Raw genomic sequence first — 24369 nt, forward strand, 5'->3', positions numbered from 1 at the left:
AAAAATGATACATAGAAATTTTAAAATATTAACAATAGTAGGCGTTTTAGGACTTGTTTCTTTGACTTCTTGCGTGAAAGATTTAGAGCAAGAGCCAAGAATAGGAATGACATCTACAACTTTATATAGTGATTTTGCTAATTATCCTAATGCTTTAGCAAAGGTTTATGGTGGATTTGCTAGTGGTGGACAAGAAGCGAATGGTGGTAATTCTGATATCAACGGTATTGACGGTAACTTTTCTCAATATACTAGGATGCTTTTCACATTACAGGAATTACCGACCGATGAGGCTGTGATTGCCTGGAATGATGGAAACCTTCACACCATGCACAAAATGACCTGGGATTCTTCTAATGAATTTATTAGCGGTGCATATTACAGGATCTACACACAGATTGCAACATCAAATGAATTTTTGAGAAATGTAACTGATGAGAAACTTGCAGTTAATAATATTTCGGGTGCAAATCTTACAGAAGCAAAGTATATGAGAGCTGAAACAAGATTTTTAAGAGCCCTTTCTTACTACTATGCATTGGATCTTTTTGGAAATGTTCCTTTTGTAGATGAATCTTATTTGCCAGGATCGATCAATCCACCTCAAAGAATTAGTAGAGCTGACCTTTTTAACTTCGTGGAATCAGAATTGCTTGCAGTTTCGAATGATTTGAAAGATGCCAGAACCAACGAATATGGTAGAGCGGACAAAGCTGCTGCATGGGCATTGCTAGCTCGTCTATATCTTAACTCATCTATTTATAATGGTACAGATCACAATGCAGATGTTATCACTTACACCAACAAAGTGATACAATCCGGATTTTCTCTTAAATCAAAATATGCAGATCTATTCCTAGCGGACAATGACGTTAATAATCAGGAGTCGATTTTTTCTATTCTTTTTGATGGTGTGAACATGCAGACATCTGGTGGCTCTACTTACATGGTACACGCAGCAGTTGGTGGGACTATGCCTGCAGAATCTATGTTCGGTATCAACGGTGGTTGGGGCGGTATTAGAACTACGAAGGCTTATGTAGGCTTATTTACAAATAACGAAGATCAAAGAGGAAATTTCTATACTGATGGACAAACTTTAGAAATCAATGATCTAGGTAACTTCAATGATGGTTATGCATTTGTAAAATATAAAAACTTGACAAGCACTGGTGCTTTTGGATCTGATATTGCAAAAAATCTTTGTGACGCAGATATTCCATTGTTAAGACTTTCGGATGTTTATTTGATGTATGCAGAGGCTACATTGCGAGGTGGTGCTGGTGGTAACCTTGCTACAGCTTTACAATATGTGAATAGCATTAGAGCAAGAGCTGGATATACAACTACATTGTCGTCTATCAACCTGGATTTTATTTTAAACGAAAGAGGAAGAGAGCTGGGATGGGAGCTTACTAGAAGAACAGATTTGATTCGTTTTGGAAAATTCACTACTGCCGCATATCTATGGCCTTGGAAAGGAAATATTAAAGATGGTGCTGCAGTTGGAGATTATAGAAACCTTTATCCTATTCCTGCCAAGGATCTTATAGCAAACCCAAATTTAGTCCAAAATCCGGGCTATTAAGAAATAACTTATTTTTGAGATGAAAACAAATATTTTAAATAAAATAATCCTCGGTTTTTTGGCTATCATTACTATGACAGCCTGTGATGACAGGGAAATAGTACAAGTTGAAAATTCTACTGATCCAATAGTTGTAGATTTGTCTGCACAAAATCTATTTCTCGATCAAAACTTTCCTAATAATCCTGCACTTACCATATCTTGGTCTGCTGCAAGTTATTCTGTTCCAGTTTCGATTAGCTATAGTGTAGAAGTTTCTGCTGATGAGGCATTCACTGCACCTTATGAAGTAAGTAAGGTAACAGAATCCAATAGAACTGTAACCTACACAGCTAGCCAAGTAAATAGTGCTGCGCAAGCGATTGGTTTGAAGGAAGACATTGCTGCTAAGATGTATGTAAGAGTGACTTCTTATTTAGGGTCAGGTGATTTAGCTACTAAATCTAATGTTACCTCATTGATGGTAACTCCGTACAAATTGGTTTATCCTGATTTTTACCTTGTGGGTGAAGCTGGTTATATGGGATGGACTGCAACTTCCGCTCAAGTATTTCACAAAAAAGATAACCTTTCTTATATCTATACATACCTGGAAAATGGAAAAGATTTTAGATTTTTGGGACAAATGGATTGGAATCCAATTAATTACAGCTTAGATGTTGCGGGTATCAAGGATGCTTATAAATACTTCAAACAGACTTCGACAAATATTACGAAATCTGGTAATGATGAAAATATGACATTTACTGGCGAGACTGGGATTTATAAAGTAATTATTGATGCAGATAAAGCCGCACAATCTCTTAATGCCACGGTTTCGAAAATCCAGACTTTTGATGTTCCGCAACTATATGTATATGGAAACATTGCAGGAAATGGAGGTAACGCTCAGAATGCAATTGCCATGACAAAAGTTAGTGCAGGTATTTTCGAATATACCGCAACATTAGCAGCTGATACAGATTTCAAATTCTTAGGGCAACAGGCAGAAGGTGATTTAGAGTGGGGTAATATCTCAGGTGAAGGAAATACTGGTTTTATTGGACCGATAGGTGATGAAGGTAGTGTTAAATTTACCGGAGATGGTAGCTCTTACAAAATTACCGTGAACATCAAAGCCGGTACTTATAAAATAGTTAAACAATAATTTTCCAGTTAAATTATTAAAATATGAAAAATATTATAAAGTCAATTATAGCAACTCTATTGATAGCCATCGTTTTTGTAGCATGTACCGATGATGCAGATAGAGATTGGACTTCCCCAGAAGCTAGTTTCAAATTATATAATACGACTCTTGGAAGTAGCGTATTGTACGAAACTATGGAAAACAATCCTTTTGTCTTGACATGGGATAAAACAGGGTCTTCAGAATATTCAGTTGTTTTCTCTCTTAAAGAAGATTTTTCAAATAAGGTTACTTTAGGAACTTCAACCACTAATACTTTTGCCACTACAATTGGAGATATTAACAATAAATTTCTTCAGGCAGGAGCGTCACCCTATTCTGCTTCTACTATTTATGTAAGAATTGAATCAGGCTCTGAGGTATCTAATACAATTTCTTTTGGAGTAACACCTTATCCGGTTGCTGGTCCTATGATTACTGCTCCAACTGCGGGAAGTATTGTAACTTTAGATGTAACCAAACCAGAGGAATTAGTAAAGATAAACTGGAATGATTATTCATCTGGTGTTGATGTAAAATATACTATCGATCTATCCAAAAAAGGTGGAAGTTTCATCAACTTAGGTACAGTTATTAGTACGGTTGCTGCTCCAATAAAAACACTTGAATTAACAAGTAAAGATTTTGTATTTGCACTATTGAATGCAGGTGCTTCAGCTAATGTACAATCAGAATTTGATATTAAAGTAACTGCTGAGACAAAATCTACAGGTGGTACAATTACTTTGGTTTCAAATGTGGTGGCATTCAAAGCAACACCTTATGAAGTGACTTCTTATCTTTATGCTCCTGGTGCTTACCAAGGCTGGAACATTGATACAGCAGAAAGTCTAATTTCTCCAAAAAGCGATGGAATCTACACAGGTTATATCAAATTCGTTGAAGCAAATTCAGAATTCAAGATCACACCTGCTAGAACATGGACCAATAGTTATGGTACAGATGATAACATTAATCTAATCTACAACGGAGGTGGTAATATTAAAGCTACCAATACTGGTTATCAGAAACTGACAGTTAATACAAACACACTTGTGTTTTCTTTAGAAGCCTATTCGTGGGGGATCATTGGTGATGCTACACCTGGCGAATGGTCTGCAGATACGGACATGACTTGGAACAGTACAAACCAAACATGGGAAATAGCAAATGTTGCCCTTGTAGGAGGAAAAGATGTTAAATTCCGTTTGAATGACGACTGGGGAACAAACTATGGTGGCAGCAACGGAAATCTTGCAGCTGGAGGTGATAATATAAAGGTTACAGAATCCGGAAATTATAAAATTGTAATGGATCTTGTAAATCTTAAATATACGCTTACTAAACTATAATTTTTAGTAATATTCAATAAGAAAGTGTTGCCTAGTTGCAACACTTTTTTTATATTGTAGAACATATATAAACCTTAGAAAAAATGAAAAAATTCACCATTGGAGCAGCTTTGCTCTCTATGATGTTTACAGGGATCAATGCCCAAAGTTTGAAGTCCCCGGACGGCAAATTCGTCGCAAATTTTCAACTGAAGAACGGCGTTCCATTTTATAATTTAAAGTACAATGGAAATGTTGTTGTAGAAGATTCCAAATTAGGACTGAGACTTTTCAAAGACTCATCCATCAAGTTCGCTTCCGAAATTGCAAAACCGGAAGATGCAAGTTTTGACCTCAATAACGGCTTCACAAAATCTGCCGAAAAAAGAGATTCCAAAAATGAGACCTGGCAACCAATTCTGGGTGAGAAAAAAAATTATATCAATGATTATAATGAATTGGCGGTTACATTAAACCAAACTTCTTCTGACAGAAGCATCGTTATCAAATTCAGATTGTTCAACGACGGTTTAGGTTTCAGATACGAGTTTCCTCAACAGAAAAACCTGAATTATTTCGTCATCAGAGAAGAAGATTCCGAAATCGATTTCCCAACAGATATGAAAGCTTGGTGGATTGTTGCAGACTACGATTCTCAGGAATACCAATACCAAACCACAAAAATATCCGAGATTCCGACGCAATGGCCAAAAGCTTTTGACTCAAACGCTTCTCAAACCTTAGTAAAAAATGCTGTTCAGTCGCCTTTGATGTTGAAAAAAGAAGGCAAAGAACCACTTTATGTGAACGTTGGTGAGGCAGCAGTTCTGGATTATCCGGCTTCTCATCTGGAAGTGGACGCTCAGAATTTTAAATTCAAAACACATTTGACAGCCGACAGACAAGGTGCAAAAGGTTACATCCAAACACCTTCCACAACACCTTGGAGAACCATCATCGTTTCGCCAAAAGCAGAAGTGGTAATGGATTCCAAAATGATGTTCAACCTGAACGAACCTACAAAATACAAAGACACATCTTACATCAAACCAACCAAATATATGGGCGTTTGGTGGGAAATGATTATCGGAAAATCCCAATGGGCGTACTCTACAGCAGAAAACGTTCACATCGGAAAAACCGATTTCTCAAAATTGACACCCAACGGAAAACACGCTGCAAACAACACAAAAGTCAAAGAATACATCGACTTCGCGTCAGCAAACGGTTTCCAAGGCTTGTTGATTGAAGGCTGGAACACAGGCTGGGAAGATTGGTTCGGACATTCCAAAGAATTCGTTTTCGATTTCATCACGCCTTATCCGGATTTCGATTTGAAGATGTTGAACGATTACGCGCATTCCAAAAACGTAGATTTGATTATGCACCACGAGACTTCCGGTTCAGCTTCAAACTACGAAAGATGGTCTGACAAAGCGTTCGAAACGATGAACAAATACGGTTACAAATCCGTAAAAACAGGTTATGTAGGCGACATCATCCCAAGAGGCGAGCACCATTATTCTCAATGGACCATCAACCATTATTACAGAATTGTCGAAAAAGCAAACGACTACAAAATTATGGTCAATTCCCACGAATCCGTTCGTCCAGGTGGAGAAAGCCGTACTTATCCGAATTATATTTCTGCAGAAGCCGCGCGTGGAACAGAGTACGAAGCGTTCGGCGGAAACAAGCCTGACCACCAGACGATTCTGCCTTTCACCCGTTGGATGGGCGGTTCTATGGATTACACGCCAGGGATTTTCCAAACCAAACTGGACTACTATTTCCCAGGCGACAAACGTTTCGTGCAGACGACTTTGGCGAAACAATTGGCGCTTTACGTCGTGATGTATATGCCTCTTCAAATGGCGGCAGATTTACCGGAGAATTACGCGAAACATATGGACGCATTCCAGTTCATCAAGGACGTTGCGGCAGATTGGGACGACACCAAAATCCTTTCCGCAGAGCCCGGCGATTACATCCATACGGCGCGTAAAGCAAAAGGAACCGAAAACTGGTTTGTAGGCGGCGTTACCGACGAAAATCCAAGAGATTACACCGTAGATTTCTCGTTCCTCGACAAAGGCAAAAAGTACGAAGCAACAGTTTACGAAGACGGTAAAGACGCCGATTACATCAACAATCCGCAGAGTTATAAGATCTACAAAAAGACAGTGGACAGCAAAACCAAACTTCCAATCCACTTGGTAAGAAGCGGTGGTTACGCCATTTCCCTGAAACTGGTAAAATAATTAAAAATTCCCCTTCCCTGAAGGGGAGATTTCCGAACTTGTTCGGAAATAGGGGGTAGTTTTTTAGGAGCTATTTCCCGCTTTCCGCTATTACTCCTCGCGCCAAAGCTTTTCCCAAGGCTTGCTGTGGGGTAACCGCTGCAATCGGGGCTATGGGTTTCTACTTCAATCAAAACTTTGTCAAGGTTTTAACGCTTTGACAAAGTTTTTCTTAAATTTTTTTTCAAAATCCTCTGATATGAATTGGATTTCCAAACTTTTCAACAAACAAAATATATTTCTTTTCCTTCTGATTGGAATGGTCATTTTGGCGAAAGTCATTCCGTTTCACGAATCCTACAACCAGTATTTCAATCTGGCTGGATTTATAGATTGGGGAATCGCTGGGATTTTTCTGTTGTATGGACTGAAACTAAATCTGAAAGAAGTTGTAAAAGATGTCTCCAACTGGAAACTTCATTTGCTGATTCAGTCGGGAACTTTCATTATTTTTCCATTGTTAACGTTGCTATTTTATCCGTTTTTAAAAGATACAAATTATGAAAATATTTGGCTTTCAGTTTTCTTTTTAGCTTGTTTGCCATCAACGGTTTCATCGTCAGTCGTAATGGTTTCCATCGCAAGAGGAAATGTCACTTCAGCGATTTTCAACGCATCGATTTCAGGAATCATAGGCATTGTAATGACACCACTTTTGATGAGTTTTTTCCTGACATCAAACGGAGAAGGCGGCAATCAATCCGAAATCATCCAGCAATTGTTATTGAAAGTTTTGCTTCCAATCATCTTAGGGATTTTACTCAATCCAATCTTCAAAAAATGGGTAACCAAATATGCGAATGTCATCTCAGAATTCGACAGACTGATAATTTTATTGATTGTTTACGAAAGTTTTTCCACAGCGTTTATAGAAAATATCTTCGTTTCTGTGCCTTCATTTGTATTCGTTGCTTTGGCTTTGAGTGTTGTCTTTTTGTTCTTTGCAACCTACAATATTCTGAAATTCATCGCCGAAAAACTGAACTTCAAACCAAAAGATGTCATCACAACCACATTCTGTGGTTCCAAAAAATCCTTAGTTCACGGAAGTTTATTCCTTTTGGTTTTAGGAATTCCGGACGAGCAGAAAGTTTTGTTTTTGCTGCCGGTAATGATCTATCACAGTTTCCAATTATTCTACGTCAGTTGGCTCGCCAACAAAATAGCAAAAAGAGCAGAAATTGTTGAGAATTAATTTTAGAATCACATATAATCTCTGATGAGTTTTACGTCTTTGCGAACCTTAAAAACAGTTAGATTTTAAAAAAAAACTTTGCGGACTTTGCGTTAAAATTTATCATTATTATCACAGCAGAATTTCAAACAATTTAATTTTCAATATTATCTGAATTTTTATTAAATTTAATATAGACCTTTAAAAAAATATTTTATGAAAAAAATAATCACATTTTCTTCAATCATCCTTTCCTCCATTTTCTATTCTCAGGTTCAGAAAGTAGAACCTGCATTTTGGTGGAGCGGAATGAAGAATCCGGAACTTCAACTTTTGGTTTACGGAAAAGACATCAACAACCTTCAACCCGAATTCTCCAACGGCATCAAAATCAAGGAAGTTAAAAAGGTTGAAAACCCAAACTACCTTTTCGTAACCATCGATACCAACGGAATTCAGCCCGGAAAAACCAAACTGAATTTCAAAAACGGAAACAAGACCGTTAAAACCATCGATTACGAATTCAAACAAAGACAGCAGAATTCTGCCAACAGAGATTCTTACACTTCCTCAGACGTAATGTATCTGGTAATGCCAGACCGTTTTGCCAACGGCAATCCGAAAAATGACAACACACCGGACACAGCCGAGAAATCTGACAGAACAAAAACTGGCGGCCGTCACGGCGGTGATATTGCCGGAATTGTAAAAAATCTTGATTATCTAAGCGAACTGGGCGTTACCACACTTTGGAACACACCTTTGTTGGAGGATAACGAGCCAAGCTTTTCTTACCACGGCTACGCACAAAGCGATTATTACAAAATCGACCCACGCTACGGAACCAACGACGATTACAAAAATCTGGCGGACGAACTTCACAAGCGTAAAATGAAGCTTGTGATGGATTATGTCACCAACCATTGGGGTTCAAAAAGTTGGATTATCCAGGATTTACCTGCAAAGGATTGGATTCATTATTGGGAAGAAGGCAAAAATGGTTTCCAAAGAAGCAATTACAGAATGACCACGCAATTCGACATCAACGCAGCTAAAGTGGACGAAGCCGCTTGTATGGATGGCTGGTTCGACACCACAATGCCGGATATGAATCAAGGTAATCCAATGATTGTCAATTATATGGCTCAGAATGCAATTTGGTGGATAGAATATGCTGGGCTTGATGGATTGAGAGTTGACACTTATTCTTACAACGACAAAAAAGGAATCGCTGAATGGACAAAACGCATCACAGACGAATACCCGAAATTCAATATCGTTGGTGAAGTTTGGATGCAGGACCAGGCGCAAATGGCGTACTGGCAAAAGGATTCCAAAATAGCAGCGATAGAAGGTTATAATTCTCATTTGCCTTCGGTAATGGATTTTACATTGTTTGATGCAGTTGGTCAGGCTTTCAAAGAAGAACCGGGCTGGGATGCAGGAATGCAGAGAGTTTATGGGAATTTCACCAATGATTTCCTTTATCCTGATATCAATAATATCTTGGTCTTCGCAGAAAATCACGATACAAATAGATTAAATCAAACCTATCCAAATGTTGCAGATTACAAACTCGCGATGAGCTTGATTTTAACCGTTCGTGGCATTCCGCAATTATATTATGGCTCCGAAATCGGAATGGCGGGCGACAAAGGAAAAGGCGGCGACGGCGAGATTCGTCAGGATTTTCCAGGTGGTTGGGCTGGCGACAAAAACAACGCTTTCACAAAATCCGGAAGAACAGCTTCTCAAAGCGATTACTTCGATTACACCAAAAAAATCCTGAATTGGAGAAAAGGAAACGAAGCGATTCACTATGGGAAAACTTTGCATTACATTCCGAATAACAATGTTTATGTTTACTTCCGTTACACCGATAACAAAAGGGTAATGGTGGTTATCAATAATAATAAAGAAACTCAAAATCTGGATTTGAAGCGTTTTTCCGAAGGTCTTAATAATTTGACAAAAGGAAAAGACATCCTTTCTGACAAAGATTTTGATTTGAAAACAAATTTGTCCGTTGCTGGAAAATCTTCATTAATTTTAGAGCTTAAATAGAATTAGTTTTATCGTTTTGAAATGGCGAAAAATAAAAAGATAAATGTTCAAGGAGTTGATATTGTTTTATATGAAGACAATAGCAGTGATTTTATTTCTTTGACTGATATTGCAAGGCATAAAGATTCTGAAAATACAGATACTATTGTTCAGAATTGGATGAGAAATAGAAATACTATTGAACTTCTGGGTTTTTGGGAAATGATATACAATCCCGATTTTAAACCCCTCGAATTCGAGGGGTTTAGGAAACAGGCTGGACTGAACAGTTTTGTAATGACACCCAAACGCTGGATAGATAGCACTAATGCAAAAGGAATTGTTTCAAAAGCAGGAAGATACGGAGGAACTTTTGCTCATAAGGATATTGCTTTGGAATTTGCATCGTGGATTTCTATAGAATTTAAACTGTATGTAATCAAAGAATTCCAACGCCTCAAGGATGATGAGAACAACCGCCTGAATCTCGAGTGGAACTTACAAAGAACCATTTCCAAAATCAATTATCAGATTCATACAGACGCCATCAAAACTAATTTGATTCCTAAAGAAATCACAAAACAACAATCTGGTTTTGTTTATGCTACCGAAGCAGACTTGCTTAATGTGGCACTTTTTGGAATTACGGCTAAGGAATGGCGAGATAAAAATCCCGATAAAAAAGGAAATATTCGAGATGAGGCAACATTAGAACAATTGGTAGTTTTGAGTAATCTGGAAAGTATCAATGCATTATTTATCCAGCAAAATCTGTCTCAACACGAAAGACTTGTTCAACTCAATAAAGTAGCCATCACTCAAATGAAATCTTTACTCGAAAATAATAAACTTAAAACTTTAAAATAGATTATGAAAAAATATTTGTCTCTATTACTGTTTCTAATTCTCTCTGTTTCTATTCCTCTTTCTGCCCAGAAAAAAGGCTTTTACGAAAATGTTCAGAAGAAAAATGTCAACAAATTATTGGATGATTTCAACACGCTTGCTGCCAATGCGGATTTCGATAAATATTTCGATTGCTTCGCAGAAGAATCTACTTTCATCGGAACAGATGCAACCGAAATCTGGAACAAAAAGGAATTCAAAGATTGGGCAAAACCATTTTTCGACAAGAAAACAACCTGGAATTTCAAATCTTTGAAACGAAATATCTATTTCAGCAAAGACGGAAATTACGCTTGGTTCGATGAAATTCTTGATACGCAAATGAAAATCTGCCGAGGTTCCGGAGTTGTCGAAAAAATAGGTGGCAAATGGAAAGTGAAACAATACGTTCTTTCGGTAACGGTTCCAAATGAAGTGGTGGACGAAGTGACCAAAATCAAAGCACCAATTGAAGATGCTTTAATTCAAAAATTAAAAATCACAAAATGATATCAAAACAAAGTAATACGATATTTACAAAACGTATAAAACCAAATCTTTCCATCGCTCAGATTATCAATATGAGTATGGGATTTTTGGGCATCCAGATGGCTTTTGGATTACAGAACGGAAACGCGAGCCGTATTCTCGCAAACCTTGGTGCTGATGTCCACGAACTGTCGTGGTTTTGGTTGGTAGCGCCTGTTACAGGATTGATTGTTCAGCCAATCATCGGTCATATGGGCGACAACACCTGGAGTCCGCTTGGCCGTAGAAAACCGTACTTTTTGATTGGTGCCATTCTCTGTGCGATTGGATTGGTTCTCCTTCCAAATGCCGCTTCGGTAACGCATATGATTGCGGCCAATGTTTTGTTGCTTGCCGTTATTTTCCTGGCGATGATGGACTTTTCTGTCAACATTGCAATGGAACCTTTCCGAGCTTTGGTCGGTGATATGTTACCGAAACATCAGGGAACTTTAGGGTTTTCTATCCAAACTATTTTGATTGGTATCGGAGCTGTTATCGGTTCAGAAATGCCAAACTGGCTGACGAAATTAGGTGTTTCTAATGTTGCACCGGAAGGCTACGTGGCAGATAATGTGATTTACGCTTTCTACGTTGGAGCAACAGTTCTGATTATTTCGATTCTTTATACGATTTTCACAACTAAAGAATATTCTCCAGCAGAGTTTGCAGAATTCGAAGGTGGAAAAGATGTTGTCGAAGAACATTCCAAATTCTCTGATATGTTCAAGGATTTTGCGAACATTCCAAACCTGATGAAGAAATTGGGAATCGTACAATTCTTCTCTTGGTTTGCACTTTTTACAATGTGGGTTTTCACCACCAGTGCTTTGGCGACGCATCATTTCGGACTGTCTCCGGAAGATACCAAGTCTGTTGAATTCAACAAAGCCGGCGATTTGACAGGACATTTGTTCGGACTTTATAATCTCTTCGCAATTCCATTTGCATTTTTGTTAACGCCGATTGCTAAAGCGATTGGAAAAAAACAAACCCACGCTTTGGCTTTGGCGAGTGGTGGTTTGGGATTGATTTCTATGTATTTTATTAAAGATACTTCGATGCTTTGGATATCGATGGTAGGATTGGGATTTGCTTGGGCAAGTATTCTGGCAATGCCTTATGCAATGTTGATTGATGCAATTCCACAAAGAAAAATGGGCGTTTATATGGGGATTTTCAATTTCTTCATTGTCGTTCCGCAAATCATCAACGGTGTTTTCGGAGGACCAATCGTTTCAAAAATTTTTGGAAATATGGCGATTGATTATGTAGTCGTAGGTGGTGCTTGTATGTTGTTAGGCGCTTTGATTACTTTGATTTTCATCAAATCTCAGGAAGAAACTCCGAAAGAAATTGAAGAAGAAATCCAGCAGGTTCATTTTTAATTTAATCAATTAATTTCTAAATATAAAATCCACCAATCGGTGGATTTTTCGTTTTTAAAGAGAATTCGAAGGATTCAATATCAGTAGCCATAGGTGAAACCTATGGGACAAGATTAAATCTATGGCATAAAACAAAAATATTCTACAAATTTTTACATTCTTACGATATAGTTTTACATTTTTACAGATTAGTTCTTACTTTCTACAGTTTTGTTTTACATTGTGTTGATGTTGTTTTATGTTATTACGATGTTATTTTATATTCTCACAATTTAGTTTTCACTTTCTGCAGCTTTGTCTTACATTCTTACAGATTAGTTTTCACTTTCAGCAGGTTATTTTTACATTATCACGATGTAGTTTTATATTCTAGCACTGTATATCTATATTTTTTCAATTCTAATATCCATCAATTTGAATATTAATTCGAAAAACCGATAACCAAACTCAAATTTTAGACATCGTAATTTCTAAAGCTTTCACAAATTGAAAATCAATACTTTATGAGTGTTTTTTGTTTTAATGAATATCGTATAAAAATCAACATTCTATGTGTTTTCAATACTTTTAAAAAGAATTTTTTGTGAAAACATCAATTTTTATTGAAATTAGTTTATACATTTGTACCGTTGAAAACAAACAGATGAATAGCACAATCATTATTCTTGTCATTCTTGTCATTATCGGATTCCGATGGTGAGTGATGGCTTGTACTAATTATTGAATTTGAAATAATACAGACCATTCTCACCACGAGGATGGTTTTTTATTTTCATCAATATAACAAACAAAAATAAAATCGATACAAAATGTATTACAATGACGACAGTGTTCTCTTTTTTGATGGGGAATATGTAAAAGCAAAAGATGCCAAGACCGACTTGTACGGTCAATCGTTACACTACGGATATGCTGTTTTCGAAGGGATTAAATCTTATAAAACCGCAAACGGAACTAAAATTTTCAAAGCAGAGGAGCATTACGACAGACTAAGAAGGTCTGCCCAAACGATGATGATTCCCTTCGATTATTCTACCGAAGAAATGGTGGATGCAACCTACAAATTATTGGAAATTAATAAATTATCAAACGCATACATTCGCCCATTGGTCATTTGTTCTCCAAATATGGCCTTGTCAAAAGGTCAAAAAAGTTTTCTCGTCATCGAGGTTTGGAATTGGGATAATGGTTATATGGCCAATCAAATGAGAATTATGACATCATCATTTGAACGTCCAAATCCAAAGGCTTTCAAAGTTGAAGCAAAAGTAAGCGGTCATTATGTGAACTCGATTTTAGCTTGTCAGGAAGCTAAGGATAAAGGTTTTGATGAAGCTCTGGTTCTCGATGCGGACGGAAATGTAGCCGAAAGTTCTGGTGCCAATATCTTCTTCGAAAAAGACGGCAAACTTTTCACGCCTGCAAAAGGTAGTATTCTTCCCGGAATCACACGAGCAACAGTTTTCGAAATCTGTGACCAGCTGGGAATTCCTTACGAGGAGAAATTCTTCAAACCAGAAGAAATGAAAGGCGCAGACGCTGGTTTTTTCTGTGGAACAGCCGCCGAGATTGTAGCATTGGGTTCTCTTGATGATGTTCCTTTCAAATTGAATTGGGAAGAAAGTTTAGCATCTAAAATTCAAACAGCTTACCGTCATTTGGTGTTAGAAGAAGATTATTCTTATTTAAAAACAGACTTGCAATATGTGTAACGTAGAACTTAATAAATATTCGAAAACGCTTACAAAAGACCCCACGCAACCAGCCACTCAGGCGATGTTTTACGGAATTGGTTTCGAAGAAGAAGATTTCGACAAAGCACAGATCGGGATCGCAAGTATGGGCTACGACGGCAACACTTGCAATATGCACCTGAATGGTCTTGCTGAGATTGTAAAAAAGGGAGTCAAAGAACAAAATTTAGTGGGATTGATGTTCCACACCATCGGAATCAGCGACGGAATGACCAACGGAACCGACGGAATGCGTTATTCGCTTGTAAGCCGTGACATCATCGCAGATTCTATCGAAGCGGTTTGCGCAGGACAATATTACGACGGACTGATTACCGTTCCGGGTTGCGACAAAAATATGCCGGGTTCTTTGATGGCGATGGCTAGATTGGACAGGCCTTCAATTATGGTTTATGGCGGAAGTATTGCGCCCGGAAATTACAAAGGTCAGGATTTGAACATCGTCTCAGCTTTCGAAGCTTTGGGAAATAAAATCGCAGGGAAAATTTCTGACGAAGACTTCAAAGGTGTGATAAAAAATTCCTGTCCAAGCGCCGGTGCGTGTGGCGGAATGTACACAGCAAACACAATGGCTTCCGCAATCGAAGCACTCGGAATGAGTTTGCCGTATTCTTCATCTTATCCGGCTTTAAGCAAAGAAAAAAAAGAAGAGTGCCAATTCGCCGGTCATTACGTAAAAATATTACTTGAAAAAGATATCAAACCATCCGATATAATGACACCAAAAGCCTTCGAAAATGCTTTGAGATTAATTATGATTTTGGGTGGAAGTACCAATGCAGTTCTACATTTTATTGCAATCGCAAAATCAATTGGTTACGATTTGACTTTGGATGATTTCCAAAAAATCAGCGATGAAACGCCATTTTTAGCTGACCTCAAACCAAGCGGAAAATATCTGATGGAAGACCTTCACAATGTTGGCGGTGTTCCTGCTGTGATGAAATATCTATTGGATTTAGGCTTGCTTCACGGCGATTGCTTAACTGTAACTGGGAAAACCATTGCGGAAAATCTGGAACACGTCACTTCTATTATCGATAGACAACAAAATATCATTCACGACATCAAAAACCCAATTAAAGCAACTGGTCATATCAGAATTCTGTACGGAAATCTTGCGGAGAAAGGTTCTGTTGCGAAAATTACAGGTAAAGAAGGCGATTATTTCAAAGGAACAGCCATCGTTTTCGACGGCGAAAAAGAATTTATCAAAGGCATCGAAGACAAAAAAATCAAAGAAGGAAATGTAGTCGTTATCAAAAACGAAGGTCCAAAAGGCGCTCCCGGAATGCCGGAAATGCTCAAACCAACTTCAGCTTTGATGGGTTCTGGTCTCGGTAAAAATGTAGCCTTGATTACAGACGGCAGATTTTCCGGAGGAACGCATGGTTTCGTTGTCGGTCATATCACGCCGGAAGCCTTTGCCGGAGGATTGATTGGCTTGATAAAAGATGGCGATGTGATAGAGCTGGATGCTGACAAAAATACCATCAATGCACTTCTCTCAGACGAAGAAATTGCCAAAAGAAAAGCCGAGTTCCAACAGCCGGATTATAAGGTGAAACGCGGAGTTCTTTACAAATATGCCAAGTCTGTCGCCGATGCATCACAAGGTTGCGTCACCGATTTGTAAAATTATAATGAATGAAATATTATTTTGGGCAGCTATTTCCGTCCTCCACTCCCAAACCTAACGGAGTGGTTCGACGAAGTCAATCTTTTTTGCAGACGATTTCAGTTTAAATATAACTTGATTAGCACGCAAAAAAGGATTTCCGTTCAGGCCGGGCTGCAATCGTATTGCGTTCCAAAATAATATTTTCAAAAAGAATCCGAAGGACTCAAAATAAGTAGCCGTAGGTGAAACCTATGGAAGAAATGAAAACAAAATCGTAACAGAACCTGAAAGGTTCAAATACCAGTAGCCGTAGGTGAACCGATGGAAGGACGGAACAAAAGTACACCAGAACCCAACGGGTTTAATATCAATAGCCGTAGGTGAAACCTATGGAAAGAATGAAATAAAATCAACCAGAACCAAAAGGGTTCAATATCAATAGTTAAAACTATGATAGAAATAAAAAGACATCTAAAATGAATGAAACCATTTCAAAAATAGAAAACACCGAATCAGATTCTCAGAAATCGATAGAAATATCCGGTTCCAAAGCTGTTTTAGAAGCGTTGTTGCAGGAAAATGTACATACCGTTTTCGGTTATCCAGGTGGCGCCATAATGCCAATCTATGATGCTCTCTATGACTATTCCGACAAACTGAAACATATTTTGGTTCGCCACGAGCAAGGCGCAATCCACGCGGCTCAGGGATTTGCAAGAACTTCCGGGAAAACAGGCGTTGTCTTTGCAACAAGTGGTCCTGGCGCTACCAATTTGGTGACAGGTTTGGCCGATGCAATGATTGACAGCAATCCGATTGTCTGTATCACAGGTCAGGTTTTTGCCTCACTTTTGGGAACCGATGCTTTTCAGGAAACCGATGTCATCAATATCACAACGCCAGTCACAAAATGGAATTATCAAGTCACTGATGCAACGGAAATTCCCGAAGCGATTGCCAAGGCATTTCACATCGCAAGCACAGGTCGTCCAGGTCCGGTTCTAATTGATATCACCAAAAATGCTCAAATGCAATTATTTGAATATTCAGGTTACAAAAAATGCAATCACATCCGAAGTTATCGTCCTGAACCGGAAATCAGGAACGAATATATCGAGCAGGCCGCAGAACTTATTAATCAAGCCAAAAAACCATTCGTTATTTTCGGACAAGGCGTCATTTTAGGAAAAGCGGAAGAGGAATTCAAAGCTTTTATTGAAAAGACAAATCTTCCAGCCGCAGCAACTGTTATGGGATTAAGCGCCTTGGAAACCACTCATCCGCTACACGTGGGAATGTTGGGAATGCACGGCAATTACGCCCCAAATGTTATGACCAACGAATGCGATGTTCTGATTGCAGTCGGAATGCGTTTCGATGACCGGGTGACTGGACGTCTGGATAAGTATGCGAAACAGGCTAAAATCATTCACCTTGATATTGACCCTGCCGAAATCGACAAAAACGTGAAAACCACAGTTCCGGTTTGGGGAAATTGCAAAAAGACTTTACCAGTGTTGACGGCTCTTCTCAAAGAAAATGACCATTCAGCCTGGTTAAATGAATTTCGAGAACTTGAAAAAGAAGAAATCAAAGAAGTCATTCAGGAGGAACTCGATCCAACAACTAAAGTGTTGACAATGGGAGAGGTCATCAAAGTGTTAAATGAACTAACAAATGGAGATGCAATTGTTGTGACAGATGTTGGTCAGCATCAGATGGTTGCAAGTAGATATGCGAAGTTTAACCAATCAAAATCCTGGGTGACATCCGGCGGTTTGGGAACAATGGGATTTGGTTTGCCAGCTGCAATCGGAGCTTGGTACGGGGCACCGGAAAAAACAGTGGTTGCTATTATCGGAGATGGCGGATTTCAAATGACGCTGCAGGAATTGGGAACGATTATGCAGTTCGGAGCTAAAGTCAAAATTATGATTCTCAACAACGAATTCCTGGGAATGGTGAGACAGTGGCAGCAATTATTCAATGAAAAACGCTATTCTTTCGTGAATATCACAAGCCCGGATTTTGTCGCAGTTGCCAAAGCTTACTACATTGATGGACAAAGGATTTCGGATAGAGAAGGTCTGAAACCTGCCTTAGAAACAATGCTGAACCACGACGGCGCCTATCTTCTGGAAGTAATGGTGGGAAAAGAAAACAACGTATTCCCAATGGTAACGCAGGGTTCATCAGTTTCTGAAATTCGTTTAAAATAAATTTCAATCAATAAGAACCCGAAAGGGTTCAATATCAGTAGCCGTAGGTGAAACCTATGGAATCAATTACGGAATCAATAAAAAACAAATGGAAAAACAAGAATTTACCATCACATTATACACCGAAAATTCTGTAGGATTAATCGGCAGAATTTCAGGGATTTTCTCACGAAGAAAAATCAATATCGAGAGTTTGAATACATCACCTTCCGAAGTTGATGGCATTCACAGATTCACGATTGTCATTAATGAAAATGATGAGGTCGTAAGAAAACTTTGCAGACAACTAGAGAAGCAGATTGACATTATGAAAGCCTACTTCAATACAGACGACGAGATTGTCTGGCAGGAACAGGCACTTTATAAAGTTCCTGCAAATGTCGTCACAGAAAAGGTTTACGTAGAAAGATTGCTTCGTCAATACGGCGCATCTACAGTTGTGATTCGGCAGGATTACATCGTTTTCGAAACAGCAGGACATCGTGAAGAAATAGACCGACTGACCGAAGAACTCAACAAATACGGTCTCATCGAATTTGTCCGGGGCGCAAGAATCGCCATTATCAAAAACAGCAGAGGAATCCACGACAAAGTCCTCGAATTCGAAAGAAGAGAACCTTCCGCCGAAATTGTAGAAAACGAATTCCTGGACAAACGAGATGACGTTTTCACAATGTAAATAAAAAAACTTATCTAAGCGTAAGCGCCTTAGTGAATTTAAAACATCGAATTAAAAAAAGCTTTGCGCGCTTTGTGTTCAAAATTCGAATCATTTATCAATAATCATTTATCAACAATAAAAATATAATGGCAAATTATTTCAATACCTTATCACTCAGAGACCAGTTACATCAGTTAGGACAGGCAGATTTTATGGACAGTTCTGAGTTTTCTGACGGCGTTTCCGCCTTGAAAGGAAAGAAAATCGTAGTGGTAGGATGTGGCGCTCAAGGTCTTAATCAAGGTCTGAATCTCAGAGACAGCGGATTGGATGTATCTTATGCATTACGTCAGGAAGCCATCGACCAGAAAAGAGATTCCTGGAAAAATGCAACCGACAATAATTTCAAAGTAGGCACTTATGAAGAACTGATTCCAACAGCGGATTTGGTCATCAATTTAACGCCCGACAAACAACATACTTCTGTAATCAATGCCGTTCAGCCTTTGATGAAAGAAGGCGCAACCTTATCCTATTCTCACGGTTTCAATATTGTGGAAGAAGGGATGCAAATCCGTAAAGATATCACGGTAATTATGGTCGCTCCAAAGTGTCCGGGTTCTGAAGTTCGTGCCGAATATCTGCGTGGCTTCGGTGTTCCGACTTTGATTGCCGTTCATCCCGAAAATGACCATCAAGGCAAAGGTTGGGCAGAAGCAAAAGCCTACTGTGTGGGAACTGGCGGTCACAAAGCCGGAGTTCTTAAATCATCATTTGTTGCAGAGGTGAAGTCCGATTTAATGGGTGAGCAAACCATTTTGTGTGGACTTTTGCAAACCGGTTCTATCCTTTCGTTCGACAAAATGGTCGAGAAAGGAATCGATGCAGGTTACGCTTCCAAATTGGTTCAGTACGGTGTTGAGGTCATTACAGAAGCTTTAAAACACGGTGGTGTGAGTGGAATGTTAGACAGACTTTCAAATCCTGCAAAACTCAAAGCTTTCGAATTGTCCGAGGAATTGAAAAACATTATGCGTCCACTTTTCCAAAAACATCAGGACGATATCATCTCCGGCGAATTTTCCAAAACAATGATGGAAGATTGGGCAAATGGCGATGCAAACTTATTGAAATGGAGAGCAGAAACAGGAGAAACTGCTTTCGAAAAAACACCTGCTGGCGATGTGAAAATAGATGAACAGGAGTATTTTGACAACTATCTTTTGATGTCAGCCTTCATCAGAGCCGGCGTGGAACTGGCGTTCGAAACGATGGTGGAAGCCGGAATCAAACCGGAATCCGCTTACTACGAATCGCTTCACGAAACACCTTTGATTGCCAACACCATCGCCAGAAAAAAACTCTTCGAGATGAACCGTGTGATTTCAGACACCGCAGAATACGGCTGTTATCTTTTCGACCAGGCTTGCAAACCTTTGCTGGCGGATTTTATGAAATCGGTGGACACAGATTTGGTCGGAAAAGACTTCAACGAAGGGAAAAATGCGTCGGTTGACAATGCTCAATTGGTTCACGTAAACGATATTCTGAGAAATCACCCTGTAGAAATCGTCGGCCGAAAACTTCGTCAGGCAATGACTGCGATGAAGTCTATCAAAACAGTTTAAAATAATAATTTGGACAACTTAATCCGCCTTCCGCTCCCAATCTTTTCACTCCACTTCGTTGCGTAAAAAGGATTTCCGCTCAAGTCGGGTTGCAGATTCAGTGTAAAAGAAAAGTTGTCCAAAAATTCAAATATTGTCATTCCGTAGAAAGTCAAATGAAACGGTTTTTTTTGGAATGATAATATCTGAAATAAAATCCTTGATGAGCGAAGCGTCTTTGCGACACTTAATTGTTTTCAAAAAAGAAAAAAACTTTGCGACTTTGCGTTTAAAAATAAAAATAATGTCAACCCAAATCATCCAAATTTCAAATCTAAACTTCCAGTACGGCAACCAAGTCGTACTGAAAGATTTCGACTGGGAAATATCTTCACAAGAATGTTGGATGTTAGGCGGATTAAGCGGAAGTGGAAAAACAACTTTAGCCAAAATCATTTCCGGCGAAATCAAAAACTTCGAAGGAAAAGTGGAGGTTAATTTTGATGAAACTTCAAAGTTGGCAAAGAAAGTTCTGTACGTTTCCAATTGGTTTCAGTTCAGCAATCTGGAAGGCGACCGCAATTTTTATTATCAGCAACGTTATAATCAATTTGCTAAAAACGATACGTTAACGGTTTTCGCAGAACTCAATCATTTCGGAAACGAGGAAAATCTGGATTTCAAATTATTAGAATCTTATCTAAAACCATTTGGATTTGAAAATTTCAAAAACCAGCAATTGATAGAACTTTCCAGCGGCGAACACAAGAAATTACAATTGCTGAAAGCACTTTGGCTAAAACCTCAAGTTCTGATTATCGACCAGCCTTACACAGGATTAGATGTCAAATCGAGACAGTTTTTGAATCAGGCTTTTGATGATTTAATTCAAGAAAATGTCACATTGATTTTAATTAATAATGACGATGAATTTCCAGAAAGTGTTCAATATTTTGTAGAAATAGAAAACGGAAAATTAGTTCATCAAAATTCTCCAAAAGACTTTTCCAAAGGCGAAGAAAGAACACCAAAATCACTGCCTTTTTTTCTTCAAAACAATAATGGAAATCGTAGAGAGAACTTAATCAAATTAGAAAAAATCAATATTTCTTACGGCGAAAAACAGGTCCTGAAAAACATCGATTGGGAAGTGAATTCCGGAGAACAATGGCTGTTGCAAGGTCATAACGGTTCAGGAAAATCAACGTTGTTAAGCTTGTTAAATGGCGACCATCCGCAGGCTTATGCCAATGAAATTTATCTTTTCGGGCGAAAGCGGGGAAGTGGCGAAAGTATTTGGGACATCAAAGAAAAAATCGGAATGATTTCTCCCGAATTGCATTGGTATTTTGATATGAATGCGAATGTCGGACAAACCATTGCTTCTGGTTTTTTTGATTCGATGAGTTTGTATCAGAAACTAAGTTTTGACCAGCAACAACAGTTGGAACAGCTTCTCTATTTTTTCGATTTGAAAGAAGATAAAAACAAGAAATTAAATACACTTCCACTCGGAAAACAACGCTTGGCTTTACTCGCAAGAACCTTAATCAAAAAACCAAAACTTCTGATTCTGGATGAGCCTTGTCAGGGAATGGACAACGAGCAGACGCAATATTTCAATCAGGTGATTGATGATTTGGCAAGTCAAGGACAATCGTTAATTTACGTTGGATATTTTGAATCTCAATTACCAAAAAAACTCAGCCACAAACTCGTTCTGGAAAATGGAACCACAAAAATCAAAATCAAAATCAAAGAATCTGTACTATAATGAAGATGAACGAAACGCTAATATTTCCAACGCTGGAAGCGGTAAGAGAAGCCCGGAAAAGTATAGAAAATGTCGTGAATTACACGCCTTTGCAATACAATGCGAGATTGTCAGAAAAATTTGGAGCGAATATTTTCCTCAAAAGAGAAGATTTGCAACCAGTAAGGTCGTACAAATTGCGAGGCGCTTATAATAAAATTAAAACGCTTTTTAACGAAGGCAAAGTTTCTCAGGGAATTGTTTGTGCCAGTGCTGGAAATCACGCTCAGGGTGTGGCTTTTTCCTGCAAGCAACTTCAAATCAAAGGAACTATTTTTATGCCTGTTACCACGCCGAAACAAAAGTTGGAGCAAGTCGAAATGTTTGGTGGAAATTTCGCTGAAATCCGATTGGTTGGTGATACATTTGATGCTTCAAAAACTGCGGCTTTTGAATTTGCGGAAACTTCTGGAGCGGCTTTTATTCATCCATTTGATGATGTTCAGATTATCGAAGGTCAGGCGACTTTGGCTTTGGAAATTTTGGAACAACAAAAAGAAAATATAGATTATGTTTTCATTCCAATTGGCGGCGGCGGTTTGGCTTCCGGAATTGCAACGGTTTTTGGTAAATTGTCAAAAGAAACTAAATTGATTGGCGTAGAGCCAAAAGGCGCACCTTCAATGAGATTGTCCATTCAAAATGATATCAATACAGAGTTGTCGGAAATCGATAATTTTGTGGATGGTGCAGCGGTGAAAAGAGTAGGCGATTTGACTTTTGAGATTTGCAAAAAATCACTTACAGATTGTATTCCTGTGGATGAAGGGAAGATTTGTGATACGATTCTTCAATTGTATAACAAGGATGCAATTGTTTTGGAACCGGCAGGAGCGCTTTCTATTTCGGCTTTGGAACAATATCGGAATCAAATCAAAGGGAAAAATGTGGTTTGCATTGTCAGCGGAAGTAATAACGATATTACCAGAATGGAGGAAATTAAAGAACGTGCTTTGCTTTACAATGGTTTGAAACATTATTTTATGGTCAAATTTCCGCAACGTCCGGGTTCTCTTAAAGATTTTGTTCTGAATGTCCTAGGCCCCAATGACGACATCACCCATTTCGAATATACCAAGAAAAACTCAAGAGAAACGGCTTTGGCAGTAGTCGGAATAGAGCTTTCCAATATTTCTGATTTTAATGGTTTAAAACAGAGAATGCAAAATCTCGGTTATTTTGAATCTTATCTTAATGATAATCCTGATGTCTTGAGTATGCTTGTTTAAGAACAGTTTTAGCGAAGTTAAATCTTGGCGCTTTTGCGTTAATAACTCGAGAAAAATATAAACTCTGTCCATTGACAGAGTTTTTCGTTCTTATCGTACATCAATGTGCAAGGATTTTGAAAGCTGGAAATTTGTGTTATTAAAAAAGTCAACACATTAAATCAATTTAAAATGAAAACAGTTTATCATAGATCAGACAGCAGAGGTTACGCCAATCACGGTTGGTTAAAAAGCCATCACACCTTTAGTTTTGCTAATTATCAGAATCAAGAAAGGATCCATTTTGGCGTTCTCAGAGTTTTGAATGACGATTTTGTTCAAGGCGGAATGGGATTCGGCAGACATCCGCACCGCGATATGGAAATTATCTCTATTCCGTTGGAAGGTGAGTTGCGTCACAGCGACAATATGGGCAACTCCGGAATCATCAAAAAAGGCGATATCCAAGTGATGTCTGCCGGAACCGGAATTATGCACAGCGAAGAAAATGCAACAGAGCAACCCGTAAAATTTCTTCAGATCTGGATCATCCCGAATAAAACCGACGTTACGCCAAGATACGACCAGGTCAGCATCGAAGAGAATTCTGTTAAGAATGATTTCCAACAAATTCTATCTCCTAATGCAGATGACGCAGGCGTTTGGATACATCAGGACGCTTGGTTCAATTTGGCAAAGTTTGACAAAGGTTTTTCCAAAGAATATAAAATCCATAAGCCTGGAAACGGCGTTTACGCTTTTGTCATCAAAGGTTCGGCGAAGATTGGCGAGCAGGTTCTGGATGAGAGAGACGGTTTGGGAATTTGGGACACAGAAAGTTTTGTTTTGGAAGCAGAGAAGGATTCCGAAATCCTATTGATGGAGGTTCCAATGCAATTGCCTCAATAATTTCAAACTTTATATTTTTTTTAAGAAATTACTGAAAAAAGGTTACAACATTTGTCCTCAAAAAATCTTAAATTTGGCACTTTAAAAAGTGAAACTGAAAACTGGATGAATTGTTAGAATATCAGAATTCTTTAACCACAAGAAAATGACTTTTAGCATTGCATTTAATAAA

At 38.5% G+C, this 24369-nt stretch carries 17 protein-coding genes; all 17 read left to right on the plus strand.

Annotated elements, in window-relative coordinates; translation table 11 throughout:
* Positions 1 to 4 precede the first annotated feature (4 nt).
* The 17 genes from AXA65_RS07645 (at position 5) to AXA65_RS07725 (ending at position 24197) form a co-directional block, all read left to right on the plus strand.
* A complete protein-coding gene (locus AXA65_RS07645) occupies positions 5 to 1588 on the plus strand; it encodes a RagB/SusD family nutrient uptake outer membrane protein (protein ID WP_063969531.1) in 1584 nt (527 codons plus the stop codon).
* Between the two features lie 19 nt (positions 1589 to 1607).
* Positions 1608 to 2735: a SusE domain-containing protein gene (locus tag AXA65_RS07650; protein ID WP_063969532.1), complete on the plus strand. Its 1128-nt coding sequence runs from the start codon at positions 1608 to 1610 to the stop codon at positions 2733 to 2735.
* Between the two features lie 59 nt (positions 2736 to 2794).
* Positions 2795 to 4108: a SusE domain-containing protein gene (locus AXA65_RS07655; protein WP_165596580.1), complete on the plus strand. Its 1314-nt coding sequence runs from the start codon at positions 2795 to 2797 to the stop codon at positions 4106 to 4108.
* A gap of 83 nt (positions 4109 to 4191) precedes the next feature.
* Positions 4192 to 6348, plus strand: a complete 2157-nt coding sequence (locus AXA65_RS07660; RefSeq protein ID WP_063969534.1) for a glycoside hydrolase family 97 protein — start codon at positions 4192 to 4194, stop codon at positions 6346 to 6348.
* A 238-nt stretch (positions 6349 to 6586) separates the two neighbouring features.
* Positions 6587 to 7582 carry a bile acid:sodium symporter family protein gene (locus tag AXA65_RS07665; protein ID WP_063969535.1) on the plus strand — a complete coding sequence of 332 codons (996 nt, stop codon included), beginning with the start codon at positions 6587 to 6589 and terminating at the stop codon, positions 7580 to 7582.
* A 195-nt stretch (positions 7583 to 7777) separates the two neighbouring features.
* Positions 7778 to 9625 (plus strand): glycoside hydrolase family 13 protein, encoded by a 1848-nt coding sequence (locus AXA65_RS07670; RefSeq protein WP_063969536.1) that lies wholly within the window; start codon positions 7778 to 7780, stop codon positions 9623 to 9625.
* Positions 9626 to 9646: 21 nt separating this feature from the next.
* Positions 9647 to 10471 (plus strand): KilA-N domain-containing protein, encoded by an 825-nt coding sequence (locus AXA65_RS07675; protein WP_063969537.1) that lies wholly within the window; start codon positions 9647 to 9649, stop codon positions 10469 to 10471.
* Between the two features lie 3 nt (positions 10472 to 10474).
* On the plus strand, positions 10475 to 10999 hold the full coding sequence (locus AXA65_RS07680; protein ID WP_063969538.1) for a nuclear transport factor 2 family protein: 525 nt from the start codon (positions 10475 to 10477) through the stop codon (positions 10997 to 10999).
* Positions 10996 to 12405, plus strand: coding sequence for an MFS transporter (locus AXA65_RS07685; protein WP_185114315.1), 1410 nt, complete (start codon positions 10996 to 10998; stop codon positions 12403 to 12405). Before AXA65_RS07680 ends, AXA65_RS07685 begins: the two co-directional genes overlap by 4 nt.
* An 809-nt stretch (positions 12406 to 13214) precedes the next feature.
* Positions 13215 to 14117: a branched-chain-amino-acid transaminase gene (ilvE, locus tag AXA65_RS07690; protein ID WP_063969539.1), complete on the plus strand. Its 903-nt coding sequence runs from the start codon at positions 13215 to 13217 to the stop codon at positions 14115 to 14117.
* Positions 14110 to 15795, plus strand: coding sequence for a dihydroxy-acid dehydratase (ilvD, locus tag AXA65_RS07695; protein WP_063969540.1), 1686 nt, complete (start codon positions 14110 to 14112; stop codon positions 15793 to 15795). The genes ilvE and ilvD overlap by 8 nt, the downstream gene beginning before the upstream one ends.
* A gap of 461 nt (positions 15796 to 16256) precedes the next feature.
* On the plus strand, positions 16257 to 17999 hold the full coding sequence (gene ilvB / locus AXA65_RS07700; RefSeq protein ID WP_063969541.1) for a biosynthetic-type acetolactate synthase large subunit: 1743 nt from the start codon (positions 16257 to 16259) through the stop codon (positions 17997 to 17999).
* A gap of 88 nt (positions 18000 to 18087) precedes the next feature.
* Positions 18088 to 18678 carry an acetolactate synthase small subunit gene (gene ilvN, locus AXA65_RS07705; RefSeq protein ID WP_063969542.1) on the plus strand — a complete coding sequence of 197 codons (591 nt, stop codon included), beginning with the start codon at positions 18088 to 18090 and terminating at the stop codon, positions 18676 to 18678.
* 128 nt (positions 18679 to 18806) lie between these two features.
* Positions 18807 to 20288, plus strand: coding sequence for a ketol-acid reductoisomerase (gene ilvC, locus AXA65_RS07710; protein ID WP_063969543.1), 1482 nt, complete (start codon positions 18807 to 18809; stop codon positions 20286 to 20288).
* A gap of 283 nt (positions 20289 to 20571) precedes the next feature.
* Entirely contained in the window at positions 20572 to 22041 is a 1470-nt protein-coding gene (locus AXA65_RS07715; protein ID WP_185114316.1) for an ATP-binding cassette domain-containing protein, read from the plus strand.
* On the plus strand, positions 22041 to 23309 hold the full coding sequence (ilvA, locus tag AXA65_RS07720; protein WP_063969544.1) for a threonine ammonia-lyase: 1269 nt from the start codon (positions 22041 to 22043) through the stop codon (positions 23307 to 23309). Before AXA65_RS07715 ends, ilvA begins: the two co-directional genes overlap by 1 nt.
* Before the next feature lie 171 nt (positions 23310 to 23480).
* Positions 23481 to 24197, plus strand: coding sequence for a pirin family protein (locus tag AXA65_RS07725; protein WP_063969545.1), 717 nt, complete (start codon positions 23481 to 23483; stop codon positions 24195 to 24197).
* Positions 24198 to 24369 lie beyond the last annotated feature (172 nt).

Origin of the sequence: Chryseobacterium sp. FP211-J200, from assembly GCF_001643375.1 — a bacterium.
Taxonomy (GTDB): domain Bacteria; phylum Bacteroidota; class Bacteroidia; order Flavobacteriales; family Weeksellaceae; genus Epilithonimonas; species Epilithonimonas ginsengisoli.